Source organism: Rhodococcus sp. NPDC056743 (assembly GCF_042790355.1).
Lineage (GTDB): Bacteria > Actinomycetota > Actinomycetes > Mycobacteriales > Mycobacteriaceae > Rhodococcus_F.
Window position 1 is genome coordinate 109,738 of the sequence record NZ_JBHTZI010000010.1, and the last position, 20,742, is coordinate 130,479.

The window sequence follows — 20,742 nt, forward strand, 5'->3', positions numbered from 1 at the left end:
CGGCGTCACGCCACCGCTGGTGGGTGACGCTCGGGTTGTTCGTCCGCAGCTCGCCGTCACCGCCGAGGAGCGCATTCGTTGACTGCCTTGCCCGCTGCCCAGACTTCACTTGCCGGCCTTGCCGAGGCCGCGCTCGCAGACGCGGCCTTCACATCGGTGACTGGAGCGATCGGTCGAGCCACCCTCGACATCGTTGCGCCGAAACCGGCGAGGCCGTTCATCGCAGCCGCGCTTGCATCGCGAACGCCGGTGCTGTTGGTGACAGCAACGGGTCGTGAAGCAGACGATCTGACGGCCGAACTCACCGAGATGATCGGCGGATCGGTTGCACAGTTCCCGTCCTGGGAAACGTTGCCTCACGAGCGACTCTCTCCCAGCGCGGATACCGTCGGACGACGCATCGAGGTTCTCCGACGCCTCGCTCGCCCGGACGATTCCGCGTACGGTGCGCCGCTGCGGGTTGTGGTCACGACCGTGCGCTCTCTGGTCCAGCCGATGGCCCCCGGATTGGGTGAGATCGAGCCCATCACACTGCGCGTCGGCACCGAGATCGACTTCGAGTCTGTTCTGGTCCGGCTGGTGGAAATGGCGTACACGCGCGTCGACATGGTTGGCAAGCGCGGCGAGTTCGCGGTGCGCGGCGGCATCCTCGATCTCTTCTCACCGACCGCGGATCACCCTGTTCGCATCGAGTTCTGGGGCGACGAGGTTTCGGAACTGCGCTACTTCTCCGTTGCCGATCAGCGTTCGCTGCCGGAGGTCGACGTCGACCTCGTCATCGCTCCGCCATGCCGTGAATTGTTGTTGACCCAGGACGTCCGGGATCGGGCCGCGGCGATTGCCGCAGAGAACCAGGCCGACGCCTCCCTGGTGGAAATGCTGGACAAGATATCGGCAGGTATTCCGGTCGAGGGCATGGAGGCATTGCTTCCGGTCCTGAAACCTGGTGAATTGCAATTGCTTTCCGATGTTCTTCCCGCCGGAACCCATATCCTGCTCTGTGACCCGGAGAAAGTGCGCACCCGTGCAACGGATTTGGTGCGCACCGGGCAGGAGTTCCTGGAAGCGTCGTGGACTGCGGCGTCCATCGGCGGCGCGGCGCCACTCGACACCTCCATCCTCGCCGGCGGCGACTCGGGGCTCGGCGCCTCCGCCTACCGGTCGTTGCGTCAGGTGCGCGAATCCGCAGAAGCGGGCGGGCGTCCGTGGTGGAGCGTCAGCCCGTTGGCATCGGGGAGTGGTGAGGAACTCGAACTCCCGATTCAGCCTGCCCCGCAAGTGCGCGGGTCAGACGACCTTCTGGCCGAGCTGTTCGTCAGCCTCCGCGCGCACGTGACCACCGGCGGACGCGCTGCCGTGGTTGTTGCCGGTGCCGGCACGGCAAAACGCGTTCTCGAACGACTCGGTGAGGCCGAGGTTCCCGCCACAATGGCTGAGCCTGGAGCGGTTCCGGCCCGGGGCCAGGTTTCGGTCATGCGTGGATCGTTGCACGACGGTTTGGTTCTGCACGGGGACGGCGACATTCCCGGAATGGTTGTTGTCACCGAGTCCGACCTCACCGGCAATCGAGTTGCGGCGGTGGGCGACGGTAAGCGGTTGCCGGCCAAGCGTCGCAACCAGGTGGATCCGCTTGCACTTGCCGCGGGCGACATGGTGGTTCACGACCAGCACGGAATCGGCAGATTTGTCGAAATGGTGGAGCGCACCATTGGCGGGGCACGGCGCGAGTATCTGGTCATCGAGTACGCCGCCAGCAAGCGTGGACATCCGGGGGACCGGTTGTTCGTGCCCATGGAATCGCTCGATCAGCTCTCCCGTTACGTGGGCGGCGAGCTGCCGGCGCTGAGCAAACTCGGCGGATCCGACTGGGCGAACACAAAACGTAAGGCACGCAAAGCGGTTCGTGAAATCGCAGGCGAACTCGTGCAGCTCTATGCCGCGCGTCAGGCAGCCCCCGGCCACGCATTCGGCCCCGACACTCCGTGGCAGAAGGAACTCGAGGACGCCTTCGCCTTCACCGAGACGGTCGATCAGCTGACCGTGATCAGTGAAGTCAAGGGGGACATGGAGAAGGCCGTCCCGATGGACCGCGTCGTAATCGGTGACGTCGGATACGGCAAGACCGAGATCGCTGTGCGCGCCGCATTCAAGGCGGTGCAGGACGGTAAGCAGGTGGCTGTCCTGGTTCCGACGACTCTGCTTGCGCAGCAGCATCTTCAGACCTTCACGGAACGAATGGCGTCGTTCCCCGTGAAGGTACGCGGACTGTCGCGCTTCACCGACGCCAAGGATTCCAAGGAAATCATCGCGTCCATGGCCGAGGGTGAGATCGACATCGTCATCGGCACACATCGCCTGCTGCAGACCGGGGTGCGGTGGAAGGATCTCGGTTTGGTGATCGTCGACGAGGAGCAGCGATTCGGCGTCGAGCACAAGGAACACATCAAATCCTTGCGAACTCACGTCGACGTGCTGACCATGTCGGCAACGCCGATCCCTCGTACGCTGGAAATGAGCATGGCCGGCATTCGCGAGATGTCCACCATTCTGACCCCGCCCGAAGAGCGTCATCCGATTCTGACGTACGTCGGAGCCTATGCAGACAAGCAGGTCGCCGCCGCCATCAGGCGCGAACTCCTGCGCGACGGTCAGGTGTTCTACGTTCACAACCGCGTCAGTTCGATCGACAAGGCTGCCAAGCGAATCCGTGAACTTGTACCGGAGGCACGGGTTGTGGTCGCCCACGGTCAGATGAACGAGGACACTCTCGAGAAAACGGTTCAGGGATTCTGGGAGAGAGATTTCGACGTCCTGGTGTGTACCACGATCATCGAGACAGGCCTCGACATCTCCAACGCGAACACGTTGATCGTCGAGCGCGCCGATTCTCTCGGGCTCTCACAGCTCCACCAGTTGCGAGGTCGTGTCGGACGCAGCCGGGAACGCGGATACGCGTACTTCCTGTACCCGCCGGAGAAGCCGTTGACCGAAACGGCGTACGACCGACTGGCCACCATTTCGCAGAACTCCGATCTCGGTGCCGGTATGGCCGTTGCCATGAAGGACCTCGAAATCCGCGGCGCCGGTAACGTTCTCGGTGCCGAGCAGTCCGGACACGTTGCCGGTGTCGGGTTCGACCTGTACGTCCGCCTGGTCGGTGAGGCAGTCGAAGCCTACCGTGCTGCCGCAGACGGGCTGCCGATTACAACCGACGAGGGCCCGAAGGAGGTTCGCATCGACCTACCCGTCGACGCGCATATCCCGCCGGACTACGTCACCAGTGATCGGCTTCGACTCGAGGGTTATCGAAAAATTGCTGCCGCAACCGATTCCGACGGTATTGCAGCCGTGGTCGAAGAACTGGTCGATCGGTACGGGCCGTTACCGGAAGAAGTGCGTCGACTCGTGTCGGTGGCGAAACTGCGACTGCTGTGCCGCGAGTACCAACTCGAGGAAGTGGCAGTCACCGGTACTCAACTCAAGATCTCGCCCATGTCGCTGCCCGATTCCAAGCAGATCAGGCTCAAGCGGATCTATCCGAGCGCGCAGTATCGGGCTACGACAGGCTTGGTGCAGTTGCCACTGCCGCGAACCGGGGGAGTGGGCTCCGATCGCCTACGGGACGTGGAATTGCTTCAGTATATTGCCGATTTCATCCTGGCGATCGACGGTCGCGCCGCGAGTGCCGTGGTGATGGAGGCGTGAACCGGTCGTGACCGAGATATCGACGATAGTTCTGCTCGATCCGCTGCGCCCGCACGTTTTTCCGCTCGAGGCACTCTCGTTGTTGTCCGGGCCGATCCGGATCGGCGAGAATGTGCCGGCGTCGGTTCGGAACGCGCTTCCGAAGTCGACCTCGGACGCCGGAGTGGTCGTGACGATGGACGGCGGCTACGCGGAAGTGCCCGCACAGGCGAAAACCGGGGTGCAGATCATCCGGGCGGCGCCTGTTCACGGTGATCGACTCGTCGAGGCGGCGTCCATCATGGATCGGCTGTGGAGCCGTGGTGGATGGGAAGCGACACAGACTCACGAGAGCCTCTCGGTCTACCTTGTGGAGGAGACGTACGAAGTGCTCGACGCCATCCGCAGCGGTGACGAGATCGACCTTCGTGAGGAGCTTGGCGACCTTTTGCTGCAGGTTCTCTTCCATTCACGGATTGCACAATCCCACCATGTGTTCGACCTGGACGACGTAGCCGCCGCATTGATCGAGAAGTTGATCCATCGAAGCCCCCACCTGACCAGTTCGGGGGTGGTCGATATTGCCGAGCAAGAGCGCGCCTGGGAAGAGTTGAAAGCTGCCGAGAAGGCTCGCGCTTCGGCGATGGACGGAATCGCCACGTCGCAACCCCCGATCCTCCTTGCCGCGAAGGTTCGGGCGCGGGCACAGAAGGCTGGCGTGAGTGACGTCATCGACGAGGAAGCGTTGGAGAGACTCGTTGCGCAGTGCATGCAAGCGGACGCGACGCTGGCCGGTGCACTGCGTGCGCTGATCGACGAGATTCGCGCGCGCGAGGCCGAATCCCGATAACCCGCAAATTCGTCCGATTTGAAATGATTGACCGGTAATTAGTTGGCAATCGTTCCAATAGCTCGGTGCGGGCGTGTGCGGAGAAAACAAACCTGAGGTATGTTTATGTACGGAACGAGGAACTTGTGGTTGTTTTTCCAGTGAATGGTTGCCTGAGCGGCGACTATGCCGGGTGAATGATCGTCAGTTCGTTTCCGCACTGTGAGAGGCCAGGTACGGCAGCCGGCGGGGTGTTGCCGTACCTGGCGCCGGGGTTGGTTAATGATCAGCGACCACCATACGGACTTCGAAGTAGCCGGTGCCGCCGCATGTAGACACGAAAGACTGATGATCATGAGCGTTCATGCTGAGGTGGGGATCCAGCCGAGAACACGGCGGGTGGACGCAGAACTGCGGATGGACTGGCGGTGTGCGTACAGACGAAGGATAGCGATTACAGATACGGTCATCGTCACCTTCGTGATCGCGCTCGCGCAGGTTGGAAGCATGTGGCCCAACCCGATCGAGTGGCTGACACCGCTCAAGGTGGTTGCATCCATTGCTTTGGGCGTTCTGTGGATGACAGTCCTTGCACGCGGACGCAGTCGACATCAAGCGATGCTGGGCGATGGACGCGACGAGTACGAGCGGGTAGTCCTTGCCACCGGCCAGGTTTTCGGGTTGGGCGCGCTCGCCGGAATTCTTCTCGGGATCGACATTGCGCGAAGCTATCTGATGATCGCTCTGCCGCTCGGATTGGTGGGCCTGATACTCGGTCGCTACCTGTGGCGCCGCCGTATTCAGGCGAAGCGCTCAGCGGGTCTGTGCCGCAACTCGGTCCTGCTGGTCGGCGGTCACGCGTCTGTGGTTGCGACTACTCGATCCTTCGTTCGAGAGTCTGGAGCCGGCTACGACGTTGTAGGCGTGTGCATTCCACGACGGTCGACGGCCCTCGACGATCACATTGTTGTCGACGGCGCACGTGTGCCCGTGCTCGGCAATGAATTCGAAGTGATCGAGGCAATGCGGGCGAGCAATGCCGACACCGTGATCGTCACGGGAACCGAAGACCTCGGTCAAGTCGGAATTCGGAAGTTGATGTGGGACTTGGAAGCTGAAGGTATCGACCTCGTCGTTTCGCCGGTCATCGCCGACGTGTCCATGACCCGCTTGATGATCCGGCCGGTAGCAGGAATCCCACTGATGCATGTTGCGCGTCCGCGATACGAAGGCGCGAACGGCTGGGCGTCAGGGGCATTCGACAAGGCGTTCTCGGCTGCGATGCTTCTGCTCGTTGCGCCGGTGATGGTTGCCGCCGCACTTGCTGTGAAAGCCACGTCGAAAGGCACGGTCTTCTACAAGGCCGAACGGATTGGACTGAACGGAAAACCGTTCCCCATGTACAAGTTTCGGACGATGGTCGAGGGTGCAGATCAACAGGTCGTCGATCTGATGGGTGACAACGAGGGCGCCGGTGGAGTGCTGTTCAAGATGCGTGAGGATCCGCGAATCACGCCGATCGGCAGAATTCTTCGTCGGTTGAGTATCGACGAGCTTCCGCAGTTCTTCAACGTCATACGCGGTGAGATGAGTGTGGTCGGTCCGCGTCCGCCGTTGCGACGCGAAGTCGAGATGTACGACGACGAAGTGTCTCGCCGCTTGTTCGTGAAGCCGGGAATCACGGGGCTGTGGCAGGTCAGCGGTCGGAGTGATCTGTCGTGGGAAGAATCAGTTCGACTCGATTCTTCGTACGTGGAGAACTGGTCTGTCGCGCAGGATCTTTCGATCATCGCCCGTACGGTCTCAGCGGTAGTCCGCAGCGACGGAGCCTACTGAGGCATCACCTGTCAGGCGTGGTGAAGCGGGGTGCCTCAGCAACCAGCTCGCAGGTTTCTGAGATACCCCGCTGTTTGGTAGACGTAACTGAAGGCCCAGGCGCCGATGGATAGGTCGGGACGGCTCGGGACCATCAGCAGTTCCCCCGAATAGCACCGAGAAATGATGAATCGGGCGCGCGAAATATGAGGAACAAAGGTCACGACGATGACAGATTTCCAACCGTTCAGGCGTGCCAGCCTATCGATTTCGAGTCCTTCGCCCTCTGTCGTCGACGGTGAAGGCACAAAGCAATCGACCGGAAAATCGAATGATCCGCCACAGATCGATTGCATCTTCTTGTCGTTGTCGCCGTAGGGATTGGAGAAGATGATCCGTGGTGCGTATCCGCGTCGCACCAGATCGAGTCCCACTTCTTCGCGACCGTCGTGTGCGCCGCCGAGTACTACGACGGCGTCGGCAACTCGAGGTTCGTCGATCTTCGGGGACACGTAGAGCGGCCATCCTGCCGCGGTTGTCAGGGCGAGCGCGCATACAGAGATGGTCACGATCTTCGAGGCTTTCGACATTTTTCTGATAGCCCGACAATACCTGGATCGAGGCACCCGATATTGATGGAGATGAACCTCCCGGGGATATGTCGGATTTACGTCATTGCGGATTATGCACGGGCAAAACGGGTCTGGGATCGTATCGTCGCGAGGACCACGTGACTTCGTCGGCGCCGGAATTGTCAGGTATTGCCCGGAGTCGCCGAAACCTCAGTGCCTGCTGGGTAGCTGATTACCGTACTTCGGGTATGTTTGTGGTGATTCAGCAAACTTGTGGTTTCTATTGTCGATCTTGAACTGTAGAGCCGAATTGGAGGTTTCGACGTGCCGGATGTGCGGGCTAGGGACGCAGCGATTCGTCGTGAGTTGGGCGTGCCACCGACATTCGATCTGGTCGCGCACGTTCGAAATCTCTCACGGGTGATGCTGCCCGCGTTAGTGATTGCATTGATCGCCGGCGGCGCGATGTATCTTGTTCGGGGGAGCGAGCCGTCGGTCTACGAATCGGACATTGTCGCGGAAGTGCAAGCAGGTGCCCAGGTGGTCGTCAGCGATGCAAATCTGGGGCAACTGGTTGCGCCGTACATCGCCCTGTCCTCGGATAGCGCAGTAGTTGCCAGCATTCAAAGTCGGATGGACAACGGCTGGGCGGCATCTGACGTTTCCAGCCACATCACGGTTACTCCCGGCACCTCGCCGGCCCTGGTGTTGGTGAAGGCGACTGGATCCAGCCAGGAGGAGGTCGACCGTCTCGCTCGCATCGTGGTCGAGATACTGAGCGATGCGCAAGCTCAACGCAACGCCGAAACTCTTGCACTGCGCACCAAGACATTGACTGACGACATTGCGCGACTCAACTCACAACTCGCGGCTGCTCGCCAGGAGAGCATCGACAACGACGAGACGCCGATTGCAGATCCGACCACCTCAGCTGATCTGGATGCAAGGCTCGAGCAACTCAGGCAACTCCGTGCTTCCGACTCCGCAGCGGATCGGTTGCAGTTGCTGTCGGCGCCGACCGGGACCGGTCTACCGGTAGCCCCGAAACCATTTGCAGAAGCTGCAGTGGTATTTCTGGTCGTTCTGATACTGGCGGCAGAGATTCTTGTGTTCTGCCGTGGACGATTCAGTTCTCGGGTCACCGATGCATGGGCCCGGCGAGCCTCCAAGAAATTTGGTGCATCACTGCTGGTGCAGCACACACCGGTCGCCGAGGTTCCGTCGAATGTTGCTCTCATGCTGAGCCAGCGAGCGAGTTTGGGTGACGACGTGCTCGTGCTGGCGGGGGACGGGGTCGACACCAACTCGTGGCACGTGCCGGAAAACCTGCAACCCCGGATAGCCATCGAGCCCTTGAAATCGGAATGGTGGAGCAAGATCGATTCGAGTGGTACGGAATTCGCCATTGTGCTCGTTTCGGCGCGGGAGGCGCAACAGCAAGACCTCATCGATACTCTCAGGGCGCTGGCCGAAGTTGACGTCACACGCTCGCTGGTGCTTGTCGGTCCGGCCGCGCCCGAACCGTTCGTCGAACTAGTAACCTTGTCGCGATTTCGAGGCAGACGTGACACATCGTCTTCAGCGAGCCCACGGCCCAAGGCTGTATCCCTCACGCCGCCCATATCGGTCTCGCCTACGGCTGTGCCTCAAACACATTCAGTCAATCTGATCAAGCCCGTCGATCGTACAGACCGCGGGAAGTTGATCGATGCACAGACTGTGACGATCGAACGAAATCGCTTGCCTGCGTCCGACGCCAAGAAGACCCGAGAGACTGGTGTCGAAACGGCTGTACCGCAAACCGTTCAGGATGGTGACGGTGCGCCTGTCGGAGTTGACGCCGCGGCCGACGGCCCCGAAATCAACTCCGACATCGGCAACACCAGTGTCAACTCCGAGGCGCCCACCGAGCGAATCATGTTGATGAACAACAAGAAAAGTGATATCCGCAACGGGCAGTCCGTGACGCGCGTCGGCTTACTGCGTCATGAAGGTGCCGAGGGGGAATCGGATTGACCTACCGGGAAATTGGCCCACCGGGAATCGGGGTCATATCTTGGGGGCGCTGCAACCCCCGATTGCCTTCTTGACTGCGTCCAGAGCAGGCTTCGGCGTGTAGTTGATCGTCACCAAACCGAAATTCTGCTCGATGTCTCGGGAGTTGGTTCCGCGATCACGCATACTGTAGATGAATATGCGTTCGATGTAACCGAGTGCCTGTGCCTGCGCAAATCCGTCGGAGATGATGCTGGCTTGCAATTGCGGAGTTACAGCAGTTGCTCCAGATCCGGTAGGAGCGCCGAATTCTGTTGCCCAGACCTTCTTTCCGGTGTCACCGTTCCTCACCATGATGTCGCGCATCAAACGAATCCGGTAGAAAGTGTTCCAACTCGACGTGGATGCGTCGGATGGCAATGCCGGCCAACTGTACGGGTGGATGGAAAACACATCGAAGTACGGTTTGGCCCCGGCGTTATAGAGGGCGTTCAGATAGGTGACCGGTGAGATGTCGGAGCCGTTGTCGACTGCGGGCGCTAATCCGCCGTTGAGGATCTTGGCCCCTGGTTGGACCGCTCGGATACTGGTTGATGCAGCTTTGAGGATCGATGCGTACGTGTCGACGTTCGGCTTTGGGCGGAAGAACTGTGTGAGGTTCGGCTCGTTCCAGATCTCCCAGGTGCTGATCCTCGTTGAATAGCGTTGTGCTGCTTGCTGAGCGAACTTGGCGAATGCCGCAGTGTCAGAGGGGTAACCGTGGGTATCGGTTGCGCCGGCCACGCGGGCCCAAGCCGGGGTGTAGGTGACGATGCCGACGAGACTCAATCCTTGTAGCCTGGCTCGATCGACAACACGATCAGTTGCTGCCCAGTTCTGTTGACCCTTGGTCGGTTCGACGGCAGACCAGTCGATGTCGAAGCGAAGCCAGGTCGTGCCTGCGTTCTTCATGGCACTCAACTCGGTGTCCAGATCGGCTTGTGAGAGCCAATTCAGTGGCGCTCCGCCCGCGATACCCAATCCGACGGAACTGCAGGTTGCCGGCGGAGCTGTTGTCGTTGTTGTTGGTACAGGTTTGGGTGCACAGGCGCTCAACGATCCGATCGCCAGAAGTAGCGTGCACACGAGTGGTAATCGAAGTCGACGCACGTCGACCACCTTCCTTCCACAGGAGTGCGAAATCGGCGTATCTGACAAAATGGATAATCCGGATTTCGCATATGAATCCGACGAGCATCAGAATTGCACGAATTCGCCCAGTGGTTGGCAGGCGCCAGGTCTTTTCTTCAGTACTTATGCCCGATTGTGAAGTCGGTGGAAATGCGCCGGTTGGTATTGTCCGTTTTTTGCGGACTGCGGATGAATGTTGCGAAATATTTCAGATACAGCCTCCGGTTTCGTTGGCAGCGAGCAGAACGTCCATTGCAGGTTTCGGATTCGAGTTCACGTCCAGTAGTCCGAAGTTTTGTTCGCGATCGCTTGTGTCCGATCCGCGGTCCTGGAGGCTGTACACAAATACTTTTGCGACGAATCCGAGTTCGCGAGCCTCATTCAGGCCGTCCTGAAGGATGTCGGCTTGGACAGCATCGGTGACGGCGTCCGGGCCATCGCCGGTTGGGGAACCGAATTCCGTTGCCCAGATCGACTTGGTTTCGTCGCCGTTCTCGATCATGGTGTCGCGCATAAGTCGCATTCGATAAAACGCGTTCCAGCTTTGTGTCAGTGAATCGGAGGGTAATGCCGGAAAGCTGTACGGGTGCATTCCGACGACGTCGAACTGCGGGCCGGCCCCGGCCTCGTACAGGTTGGTGAGAAAGGTCGTAGGGCTGATATCGGTGCCGTTGTCCGTTGCCGGCGACAGCCCGCCGGAGACGATGGTCGCGTTCGGCTGCGATTCTCTGATCGAGGTACTCGCCACGGTCAGAAGTTCGGCATACGAGGTCACATCCGGTGCCGGATTGTAGAACGCACGCAGATTAGGTTCGTTCCAGATTTCCCAAGAAGACACCGAATCGGCGTAGCGCTCCGCGGCGAGGCCCGCGAAGTTGGCAAAAGTATTTGGGTCCTCGGGGCGGGTATGGCTGTCAGATTCGGCGACGGAAGGATCACGCGCCCACTCCGGTGTGTAGGTGATCAGACCTAGCACCTCGAGCCCGGCATCTGTCGCAGTTTCGACCAATCTGTCGGTACCTGACCAGTCGAAGCTTCCCTGAGTCGATTCGATATACGACCAGTCGAAGTCGAATCTGACCCACTGCACGCCGGACGCTCGAATATCGTCGACCACCTTCTCCATTTCGGATTGGTCCAATGCGGTGTAACCGGATCCGAGAGCGATACCGGTGTTGTCTGTTGGAGGAGCCGTTGCGCAAGGCTGGCCTAACGCAGGAACCGACGAGTGCACGACAATCCCGATACCGAGGAGAACAATCGCGGCGACTGATAGTCGAAGCAATTTAGTCATGAATGAGCTCCTCGAGTAGCGCCGGAAGATTCTTTTGTATGTCGTAGCGATCGACAACCTTCTCTCGTCCGGCGCGCGCAAATGCGGATCGCGCCTTTTCGTCGTCCAAAAGCCTGGTGATTTCTGAGGCTAGACGACTCGGGTCGTCGACAGGGATGAGTGAACCTGCTCCACCTGCTAACAACTCGCGGGTTCCACCATGATCGGTGCCGATTACTGCTACTCCGACGCTCATCGCTTCGAGTACCACCAATGGGCTGGCTTCAGGCGACGTGCTGGCCGAGATGGCCAGGTCCCAATTTCTCAGCGTGGCCAGTGAGTCGACATATCCGAGGAACTTGACGCGACCCAGCAGGTCCGACTCCTCTGCACGTGTGCGCAGAGCTTCGGCGTACTGTTCGTCTCCGGGGAACGGGACGCCGCCGATCTCGAGATGAACATCGGGAATTCGGGCAATGGCCTCCAACAGAACGGTATGCCCCTTCCAGGGAGTGATGGATCCGATGATTCCCACGATGCGCCGGGCGGGAGACTGAATTTTCGCAGCATCGGAAGGTACCGCAACGCCGAGTCGCGCGACACTCGTGGGAATGCCAAGTGCGCGTACAGGTATTGCAGTGGGTCCGGATACGGCAACGGCGCGTCGTATCGATGGCCTCGCAATGCGTACGACGATGTTCTGTTTGGCGCTGGACAGAGTGTCGTGGATGAGCCAGGTCGCACCGCCTCTCGCGCGGCCGAGCCTGATTGCCGGCAAGGCAAACAGTGAGTTGACAATGACTTTGGCGTTCTCGGCCGACGCGCGGGCGGCAATGACGCGTCCGGCAATCCGCCAGTTCTTCGCCACCGTGGCGATGCCGAGAATTCGACTGACGCCGCTCTCTCCCCGGAGCCCGAGCGCGGGTAGTTCGACAACTTCACAGATATCGGTGACGCGTTCTCGCAGTGGGCCGTTCGGGCAAGCCAATATCACCCTGGAACCACGTTCTCGTGCAAGTGTCATTACTTGGATCATGACGAGTTCGGCTCCGGATACTTCACCGGTGTGGCTGACGAAGATCAACGTTCGAGTCATGGGGTTTCTCCACCAGGTTTGATGAGTGACAACAGGGGTTTTCCGCCATAGATGGGGAGTACTACGAGGATTCCGATGACGACGATTGGCGCGACGACGGCCACGATCAGCCACGGTATGTCGAAACGTTCGACACAGAACGTTCCCGTTACCGCGACCAATGCGCCCACGACGGACGTAGCAGTGAACGGGACTGCTGGAAACAGTTTGTGCACAGGAAGTGTCCGGAAGATGACCGTCCACATCGCAACGAACAGAAGTATTTCGGTCAGTACCGTTGCCAGAGCGGCACCGTTGAACGACAGTCGTGGAATGAGGGTGAAGTTGAGAACGATGTTGACGCTCAGACCGCCGAGCGCCACCCAGGGATACGTACGATGTCGTCCACTGGCGACCAATATCATCAAACCGAGCTGTGTCAACATCGAGAAGCAAGCGCCAAGTACCAATAATCGTGTCGAAGTGCCTGCAACAGTGAATCTCTCGCCGTACAGCAGTGAAAGAACCTCTGCGGCAACCGGCCAGAAAGCGGCAATGGATGCGCCACCGAGGACGGACAGGACAATGAACGCTTCTCGGCTTCGTTCCCGGAATGCGTCGAGTTTGTCGGGCCACGACGACACCAGGAGTGTCGTCACAGGCGTGACGATGGTGATTGCGACGATCTGCAGGAGATCCGCGAACTTGTATCCGATGCTGTACAACCCGACAGAGTCGAAAGAATCGAGTTGTCCGAGCATGAGTACGTCGACGCGGGAAAGCAGTGTGATGAAAGCAAATCCGATGCTCAGCGGGATCGCCTCGACCAGCATTTCCTTCCAGCGTCGAAATTGAGCACGCGACGCCGGGAGTGGGCCCGCAATTCCTTTGCGGACACCTCGAATCTTGATTGCGGCGGCAACCACTTCGTTGATCACTGCCGGAATCACGAAGACGATCAAGATGGGTTGCCATAGAACCGCTGCGATGGTCGCGATCAGTTGAGCAAGTTGTCCGGCCCCTTCGGCGACGGCAACGTACGTCATCTTGAGGCGGCTTTGATACATCACGGACAGTGCGTGACTCGGCGTCGCGACGACAACGACGAGGCCGGCAACGGCTGTCGCTTCGATGACCTCCGCCGGATAATTCAATAACCAGACGTAGCCGACAGCGAGGATGTACCCGAGTAGTCCCAGGGCGACACGCAGCGAAATAAAGGCAGTCGTTACCAGCGATATTTCCCAGGGATTGCTTTCGACCAATTTCGCAAGGACGACTCGACCGACTCCGAGATCGGTGATGACGGACAATAATCCGAGGAGACCGAAGATCAACGAGAACTGTCCGAATTGCTCGGGGCTGATGGCGCGAGCGATCAGGACCGAGCCGATCCACCCCATTGTCGCTACCGCGACCCTGCTCCCCAACATGATGACGGTGCTACGGCGTGCTGCGCTCGCGGTCAATTCGGGTGTCGACGGTTCGTGGATCTTGCTTTCTCGTTCGCGTCGTTCTTGTGCGAACGTTTCGAGTGCGGCCTGTCTCAGTTCCGCGAATTCTCGCTGCGATACGTATTCGCCGTCCGTTTCGCGGCGGTTTGTCATGAAGCGCACATCACACACTCAATCCAGCGAGTCGGTATGCACCGACGGTGAGTTCGGCAGTTCGTGCCCAGGTGAGTCGTGATGCGACTTGGGGTGCGGCGGTTCGTAGGGCCAGATTGCATTCCGGATCGTTGATCGCCGAGCGCAGAGCGCGCACCCACGAGTTCTTGTCATGAGTCTTCACCAGTATTGCGGCATCGTCGGCAAAATCGGGGAGGCCACCGACTGCGCTGGCGACAACAGCGCCGCCACAGGCCATGGCCTCGAGTGGTGGTAGCCCGAAACCTTCGTAGCGTGAGGCGTACGCAACCACTGTGGCGGCAGAATACAGAGCCGGGAGATCTTCTGTTGCAACGTATCCGAGCCCAATCGCAGAACTCGGCGCACAGGGTCCGCGAGAGCCGGAACCGGCGAGGACAAAAGGAATGGAAAGTTCCGAGCAGGCATCGGCAACGAGTGCGACGTCCTTACGAGGTTCGATCGTGCCGACCTGAAGCACAAATCTCTCGGGCAGGTTCAGTCGTACACGGACGTCAGCGACTGCATCAGGGGTAGGGACGACTGCCCACGGTGCGGGGGCCAATGGGGTGACCACTGCCGCTCGACCACTGAATGCCTTGATTCGTTCGGCAGTGAAGTCGGATACAGCGATGAGCACATCCGCTTTGCGTAGAGCTCGTGAGAGTAGTTGCCGTTCTCCGGCCCCGCGGAACTTGCTGAATGCCCAGGGGACATCGAACACCGACATATCGTGAAACGTCGAGACGGTAACTCCCGCTTGCCTGATCGGGAGATCCACGTCGAGGCTGTGGTACAAAGTGGACCCGGCAACCGGAACCATGGCCCAGGCAGCCCTACGAGCGCCGGCGACGACGGGCCGCTCGATCGCGCTGAGCGACGACGGAATTTCGGAGACGGCGTCGCGTTGGATTGTCGCGCTCAACTTCACCGTTCCGTCGACCTGTCTGGCGATTTCTTTCAGGATTTCACGAGCGTAGGTTTGTACTCCTCCGCCTCCGGGGCGCAGAGCCATTGCTCCGAAGGTGACCTCCGAACGTACGTCTCGTGTTCGTCTGAGTGGTGTTGACTCAATGCGCATCCCACAGTTCCAATCAGTAACCAGAAATAGAGGTCGAGAGGGAAAATCTCGAAGTACGTGGCAAACACCGACGCGCATGCCGCGGCGATGACGGAAGCACCGACACCCAAGGCAAGCGCGCTGTCCTGGCCCCGAAGCACCCGAGAACTTCGGATCGCGGTGACCGTCGCCGAGATCAGAAGCAGGAGAAATATCCACATTCCGATCGGGCCGAGTTCGACCGCGACTTTCATGTAGTAGTTGTCGGGTTGGTACGGAATCAAACCGAGCGTCGTTGCTGCCTTGATCGTCAGCGTGTCCAACATCGGGTGAGCGATTTCAGCGGCTTTCGCAGCTGCCGATCCGGTGGCGCCAAGTCCCTGGCCGAGCGGATGGACGTACAGCGAACTGATCGTGGACGACCAACCATTGCCACGTTCCGAGAGGCTGTACGACGAGAACAACGGTGCGACAATCGAAGACGGCGCGAGCAGTAGCGCAACCGGAACTGTAACGGCAATGCCGGCGAAGACGACCAGCAATGAGCGGTAGCGGTAGATCGCCAAGCAGAAGATGCCCACAGCAAAAGCGATGTAGCTGGCGCGCACGATCGACACGCCCATCCCGGCAATCATGATCGGAGTCGAGGCGAGAAAGATGATGTTCCGCAACCGCTTCGGATCCGCCAAGCTGACGGAAATGCCGACTATCAGGCTCAGACTGACGAACAGTGCAAATGCGAATGGTCCGGTAAACGTGCTGAAACTACGCAGCAGTGAACCGGTAATTCTGATCTGTTCGGTGTAGCTGTAGCCGAGTTCGACAAGGTACTCCGGGCCGACGAGTTGCTGGATCAGGCCGATCACGGAGGTGAGAATGCCCATTCCCATCAAGATCGTGACCAGATGGTCGCGGTCCGACCGTGTGAAGGGCGCCCTCCAGAGGATGACCGGGATCAGAACGTAGAAGTAGGTGATCTTGATCGAACCCAGCCCACCGATTCCGGACAGGATCAGGGCGGACGCCGTCCCGAGGACAACCCAGGCAAGTGCGGCCGGCCACCACGGCATCGATGGGTGCACGACACGGTGACGGTTCGGACTGACAAAGGTGCTCAACAGCGTAAGCAGGATGAGGCCTTCCTTCCAGCCCGCCAAAGATTGTCCGTTCGGGATGATCGCCAGTAGTCCGTGAAGGGGTGCAAAAAGTGCGAGAAGGAGGAGTCCACGCTGCGGCCGGCGATAGATGGCCAACGCCACCGGGGTTGCGGCCACCGCACCGAGCACCATGATCACCGGGTTCACACGGTTGACCGCTTCGTCGGGGGCCTGTATGGCGGTTGTGTTGCAGTTCTTCCGAATTGCTTTGCCACCACCGACATAAATTCTCGGCGGATGACGCTGCGAAGGTCACGATGATACGACGGGTGATCGCCGACCTCTGCCATGACGGCGTCGAACGTATATCCACGGCGACTCAGGCGCGCGATGCCCTCGTCTCCTCGCTGTTGACGGAACCACTCGGCGTCAGCAGGAGAGAGAATTACTTTTGTCGGGATGTCACGCCTATGCAATGCGTCCAGCAAGACTTCGGGAACTTGAGTTATTCCCCTGTGTCCCAGCATTTTCCATGCGAAATACGGAAGACGTGCTTGAAGTTGCGCCTTGATCAACGTGCGTAATGGTGGTGTGGTTGTGTCGCCGCCCGAATTGATCTTCGGGGATTCGGGCAATACCGCGTCGGTGAGCGACCGCTTCCTGCGCGTCGACCACAAGATCGTATTCACGAGAATTATCGACCGAGCTCCGATCCGCAGGGACACCGACGCCGCAGTCCATCCACCCGAGCACAATCCCGCGAGTATGACGTTCTCGGGTGCAGCGCCAAGGGCGGAAACTGCTGTCAGTGCGTCTTCGTCAGCAGAGCGTGAATACACCGACGTTGGATTGTTTGCATCGATATGTCCGGTGTCGCCGACGCCGCGTCGGTCGAACCGCAGGCTGGTGACGGAGTGCTCGGCCGCATCGCGTGCAATGTGTACCCAAGAGCGTCCAGGTCCGATGCGGTGTTCTATCGCAGTTGTGAAGAAGACCATGCCGCGTTCGGGTTTTCCGAACGCGGCAGTCGGGACGTCGATGGATGTGTGTTTGTCCGAGGTCGCGGGATGAGTCCGGATTGCGAACAGTTGATCCGCGCCAACTCGTTCGAGTGACTCGTAGACGTCGTCACCTGTCGGCGTCACTGCTACCCGCGCAGTGAGTTCGATTGTGGGGCTGACGGTATGCATCGCAGTCGGTGCATTCCGGTCGATCCATTCGGCGATCTCGTCGATGTGGCGGTATGGGATGTCGACGTAGAAGCTTGGTGGAGATGTAAATGCCTCGTGGTTCTCGAGAACCAGCACATCGGGTTGTAATTCAGTTGTCAGTTTGGCGATCGCGCCGCTGTCCTTCATCGAGGACCGAACAGCAAGGAGGGTCTGCGGGTTTCCCGGGAATGGGTATTTCAGTCGGGTATTGGTGAGTTCGGCGGCGCATTCGGGTGCCAATGCGCCACCCATGATCGACACACGCGGGTCAGTGGGATCGTCCTCGCCGACGCTGATGGAGTAGAACGCTCGTTGCTCCCGAATAAAATTGCGCCCGTTGGTAACCGGATCCCAGAGGATAACCGAATTGATCGTCCCGCAGCCTTCGAGCGCCGAAGCGGCCAAGAGTGCGCCGAGTCGCAAACCGACGATGCTGACGGATCGAGCGCCGCACTGGCGGACGAAGTCAACTGCACTGACGATGCTGCTGCGCCATCGATTCATCGAGTCGGGTGCGTCCTCATTGCCCGAAGAATCGCCGACACCCTCGTAGTCGAACCGGAACGCGACTATTCCGCGGGACGCCAGTTCGTCGGCCAGGAGCCGAATTCCGCGGTAGGTGTCGATGTGCTCTTTGCCGATGGGCGAACACAGGACGACCGCTTCGCGTGCAATGCCCGACTTTGGAACATGGATGAATCCGAGCAGCGGTGCCTCTGTCGGGCCGAACCAGGTGGCCAATTGAGTCTCGATAGTGATCACTCCGTGTTGTGGGCTGCCGACTTTGAAGATTGACGTGCTGTTGCCTACCTCGCCGTGAGGAGAGCATTCGCGCGGGTTGAGGTTGCCTGTATGTTGCCAGTAAACATACCATCGGTTTGTTTAGTCGCGCTTCTACCGGCGAAAAGTATCAAACCGTACAATTGGCACGTACTGGAGTCCGATATGGCTGGTGTTCTTGTCCATGAGTGGATTGAACGTTCGGGGGGAGCGGAAAAGGTTCTCGACGAGTTTGTCAATTGCTACCCGGATGCGGACGTGTACTGCCTCTGGAACGATGCCCCTGATCGATATCCGGCGACGAATGTCCGCGAAAGCGTGCTGGCCGGGACTCCTCTACGCGGCAGGAAAGCACTGGCACTCCCGGCGATGCCGTTCACGTGGCGTGGTCTCGAGAATCGTGATTACGATTTCGCTTTGATCAGCTCTCATCTATTCGCTCACCATGCAACATTCGCGGGAGCGTCGACGGAACTACGAAAGTTTGTCTACGTTCACACGCCTGCGCGATATGTGTGGAATCCAGAGCTCGACGAGCGGGGTAACTCGCTCTCGGCGCGGATCGCTTCACCGATCTTGCAACGGATCGATCGTAAGCGCGCATCGGAAGGTGCGTCCTTTGCGGCTAACAGCAAGTTTGTCAGCAAACGCATCGAACGTGCCTGGGGTATCGGGTCCGAGGTTATTCATCCACCCGTCGATGTCGATCGAATTGTCGCTGTTGACGACTGGAGGCTGAAATTAACGGCGGATGAGCTTCAGTTACTTTCCGGCATCCCCTCTGCGTTTGTTTTAGGCGCGTCGCGCTTTATTCCGTACAAGCGACTCGACTGGGTTATTCGCGCTGCGGAGAAGGCCGGCGTTGCGGCTGTTATTGCCGGGTCGGGCCCCCAGGAGGAGCGGTTGCGCGAAATGGCTGCTGAAGCGTCGGTGCCAGTACGGATTGTTCATCGACCGTCGGATGCTTTGCTGTTCGCTTTGTATCAGCAGGCGCTCGCCTACGTCTTTCCGCCGATCGAAGACTTCGGGATCATGCCGGTCGAGGCCATGGCAGCCGGCGCACGACTGATCACGAACAGCATCGGAGGCGCCGCAGAGACGGTGATACACGGCGTGGACGGTCTGCATTTTCACGACGACCGGTGGGAAGCGATCGCTGAGTGCATACACGAGATCGATCGTGTGAATACTGTCAGGTCGAATACATACGACAAGTTCTCGGTGCGACGATTCCACGATGAGATAGCGATGTGGACGGGTGTCGAATCGGCAACCTATGCAAAAAGTTTCGAGCCCCAATAGCTTTCGTCCGAGAGTCCACCGGGGCAGGCGAAGACGGCAGAACCGACGTGCTGAATGTATTCGTTCAGTGCATCGTGCCGAGAGAGGTTTTGCTGCATCGGAACAAATTGCTGGACAGGGTTCCGGCAGTACGCGACAAAGAACAGGCCGGCGTCGAGGTGCCCGAACCCGTCGGATCCATCGGTGAAATTGTATCCGCGCCGTAGGATTTGGATTCCGCCGAGTTCCTCGGACGACGCCAGACGGACATGTGCATCCGCTGGGATGACGAAGTCGTGGCCTTCCTTCGAGTCCAGATCGAGTTCGTCGAACTCGTCCTTTCCGCCGAGCGGAGCGCCACTGCGCTTCGACCTGCCGATGACGGCTTCCTGTTCGTTGAGGACTGTGCGATCCCATTGCTCGATCAGCATCCGGATGCGGCGGGCGACCAGAAATGATCCGCCCGCCATCCACTCCTGATCGTCGGCGCCGTCAACCCAGACATGCTCGTTCAGAACCGCTGGGTCCTCGGCCTTGATGTTGGCGGTTCCGTCCTTGAATCCGAACAGGTTTCGCGGTGTCGCCTGCGAAGTCGATGTTGAGGATGTTCGTCCGAATCCTAGCTGTGACCATTTGACCGATGCGGTTCCGAAGGCAACGCGCGCGAGGTTGCGGATGGCATGAACTGCGACCTGTGGATCGTTGGCGCAGGCCTGGATTGCGATGTCGCCGCCACTGCGCGCCGGATCGAGATTGTCGGCCCGAAAATGTGGAAGGTCAAGCAGAGCCGCAGGTTTCTTGTCTGCCAGTCCGAAACGGTCGTCGAACAGTGACGGTCCGAAGCCGATGGTGAGTGTCAGTTGCGAGGCAGTCAGGTCGAGGGCCTCACCGGTGTCGCTCGGCGGTGCGTACGGGCTGTCGCCCGTTGCGCCGTCCTCGGTTGCTTCCTCGCCCTTGGTCATTCGCTCGGCCATCGTCGTCCAGGTCTGCAGCAAGGCGATCAGTTCGTCGCGGGACGTGGTCGTCACGTCGAACGCGACGAAGTGCATGCGATCCTGGGCGGGTGTTGTGATGCCGGCCTGATGTTCACCACGAAAAGCCACCACGTCGGTGTGGTCGGTGCTGGAGTTGTTATCGGCGGCAACCCACCCGACCGCTGCGCCGGTACCGGCCAGGACTGCGCCTGCCCCCACGGCGCCGAACAGTCGACGCCGTGAGAGTCCTTGCGGTGCTGCATTTTCAGGCGAAGGTGTGCCCTCTGGTGAATCAGTCATC

General features: G+C 59.6%; 14 protein-coding genes. 5 read left to right on the plus strand and 9 right to left on the minus strand.

The features are described from left to right. Positions 1 to 78 precede the first annotated feature (78 nt). From mfd to ACFRFQ_RS23110, 3 genes are all read left to right on the plus strand, one after another. The gene (gene mfd, locus ACFRFQ_RS23100) at positions 79 to 3,705 is read left to right on the plus strand and encodes a transcription-repair coupling factor (protein ID WP_378662763.1); all 3,627 of its coding nucleotides are present in this window, start codon (positions 79 to 81) and stop codon (positions 3,703 to 3,705) included. Between the two features lie 7 nt (positions 3,706 to 3,712). Further along, positions 3,713 to 4,534: a MazG family protein gene (locus ACFRFQ_RS23105; protein WP_378662766.1), complete on the plus strand. Its 822-nt coding sequence runs from the start codon at positions 3,713 to 3,715 to the stop codon at positions 4,532 to 4,534. A gap of 333 nt (positions 4,535 to 4,867) precedes the next feature. After that, entirely contained in the window at positions 4,868 to 6,349 is a 1,482-nt protein-coding gene (locus ACFRFQ_RS23110; protein WP_378662768.1) for a sugar transferase, read from the plus strand. 35 nt (positions 6,350 to 6,384) lie between these two features. Here ACFRFQ_RS23110 and ACFRFQ_RS23115 read toward each other — a convergent pair whose 3' ends face one another. Continuing rightward, complete coding sequence (locus ACFRFQ_RS23115) at positions 6,385 to 6,897, minus strand: YdcF family protein (RefSeq protein ID WP_378662770.1); 513 nt, start codon at positions 6,895 to 6,897, stop codon at positions 6,385 to 6,387. 327 nt (positions 6,898 to 7,224) lie between these two features. On the opposite strand from ACFRFQ_RS23115, the gene ACFRFQ_RS23120 reads away from it, so the two are divergent. Next, positions 7,225 to 8,916, plus strand: coding sequence for a hypothetical protein (locus ACFRFQ_RS23120; RefSeq protein ID WP_378662773.1), 1,692 nt, complete (start codon positions 7,225 to 7,227; stop codon positions 8,914 to 8,916). A gap of 33 nt (positions 8,917 to 8,949) precedes the next feature. On the opposite strand, the gene ACFRFQ_RS23125 is transcribed toward ACFRFQ_RS23120, so the two are convergent. The 7 genes from ACFRFQ_RS23125 to ACFRFQ_RS23155 all read right to left on the minus strand — a co-directional run bounded on the left by ACFRFQ_RS23125 (position 8,950) and on the right by ACFRFQ_RS23155 (position 18,168). Then, entirely contained in the window at positions 8,950 to 10,044 is a 1,095-nt protein-coding gene (locus ACFRFQ_RS23125; RefSeq protein WP_378662776.1) for a cellulase family glycosylhydrolase, read from the minus strand. Between the two features lie 229 nt (positions 10,045 to 10,273). After that, positions 10,274 to 11,359, minus strand: a complete 1,086-nt coding sequence (locus ACFRFQ_RS23130) for a cellulase family glycosylhydrolase (protein ID WP_378662779.1) — start codon at positions 11,357 to 11,359, stop codon at positions 10,274 to 10,276. Continuing rightward, complete coding sequence (locus ACFRFQ_RS23135; protein ID WP_378662782.1) at positions 11,352 to 12,434, minus strand: glycosyltransferase family 4 protein; 1,083 nt, start codon at positions 12,432 to 12,434, stop codon at positions 11,352 to 11,354. The genes ACFRFQ_RS23130 and ACFRFQ_RS23135 overlap by 8 nt, the downstream gene beginning before the upstream one ends. Next, positions 12,431 to 14,020, minus strand: a complete 1,590-nt coding sequence (locus tag ACFRFQ_RS23140; RefSeq protein ID WP_378662785.1) for a flippase — start codon at positions 14,018 to 14,020, stop codon at positions 12,431 to 12,433. The genes ACFRFQ_RS23135 and ACFRFQ_RS23140 overlap by 4 nt, the downstream gene beginning before the upstream one ends. Before the next feature lie 10 nt (positions 14,021 to 14,030). Further along, on the minus strand, positions 14,031 to 14,963 hold the full coding sequence (locus tag ACFRFQ_RS23145; protein ID WP_378662788.1) for a glycosyltransferase family 4 protein: 933 nt from the start codon (positions 14,961 to 14,963) through the stop codon (positions 14,031 to 14,033). 35 nt (positions 14,964 to 14,998) lie between these two features. Beyond that, positions 14,999 to 16,402, minus strand: coding sequence for an O-antigen ligase family protein (locus ACFRFQ_RS23150; RefSeq protein WP_378662791.1), 1,404 nt, complete (start codon positions 16,400 to 16,402; stop codon positions 14,999 to 15,001). Further along, positions 16,399 to 18,168 (minus strand): alpha/beta hydrolase family protein, encoded by a 1,770-nt coding sequence (locus ACFRFQ_RS23155; protein ID WP_378662794.1) that lies wholly within the window; start codon positions 18,166 to 18,168, stop codon positions 16,399 to 16,401. Before ACFRFQ_RS23155 ends, ACFRFQ_RS23150 begins: the two co-directional genes overlap by 4 nt. Positions 18,169 to 18,351: 183 nt before the next feature. On the opposite strand from ACFRFQ_RS23155, the gene ACFRFQ_RS23160 reads away from it, so the two are divergent. Then, complete coding sequence (locus ACFRFQ_RS23160; protein WP_378662796.1) at positions 18,352 to 19,488, plus strand: glycosyltransferase; 1,137 nt, start codon at positions 18,352 to 18,354, stop codon at positions 19,486 to 19,488. Here the strand turns inward: ACFRFQ_RS23160 and efeB are convergent. Continuing rightward, entirely contained in the window at positions 19,461 to 20,741 is a 1,281-nt protein-coding gene (efeB, locus tag ACFRFQ_RS23165; RefSeq protein WP_378662798.1) for an iron uptake transporter deferrochelatase/peroxidase subunit, read from the minus strand. The genes ACFRFQ_RS23160 and efeB overlap by 28 nt on opposite strands. Position 20,742: the final 1 nt, after the last annotated feature.

Bases quoted from the DNA above. Each gene is read 5' to 3' on its own strand.
- ACFRFQ_RS23160 (WP_378662796.1), top strand. From the start codon at position 18,352: ATGGCTGGTGTTCTTGTCCATGAGTGGATTGAACGTTCGGGGGGAGCG.
- ACFRFQ_RS23140 (WP_378662785.1), bottom strand. From the start codon at position 14,020: ATGACAAACCGCCGCGAAACGGACGGCGAATACGTATCGCAGCGAGAA.
- ACFRFQ_RS23110 (WP_378662768.1), top strand. From the start codon at position 4,868: ATGAGCGTTCATGCTGAGGTGGGGATCCAGCCGAGAACACGGCGGGTG.
- ACFRFQ_RS23130 (WP_378662779.1), bottom strand. From the start codon at position 11,359: ATGACTAAATTGCTTCGACTATCAGTCGCCGCGATTGTTCTCCTCGGT.
- ACFRFQ_RS23135 (WP_378662782.1), bottom strand. From the start codon at position 12,434: ATGACTCGAACGTTGATCTTCGTCAGCCACACCGGTGAAGTATCCGGA.
- efeB (WP_378662798.1), bottom strand. From the start codon at position 20,741: ATGACTGATTCACCAGAGGGCACACCTTCGCCTGAAAATGCAGCACCG.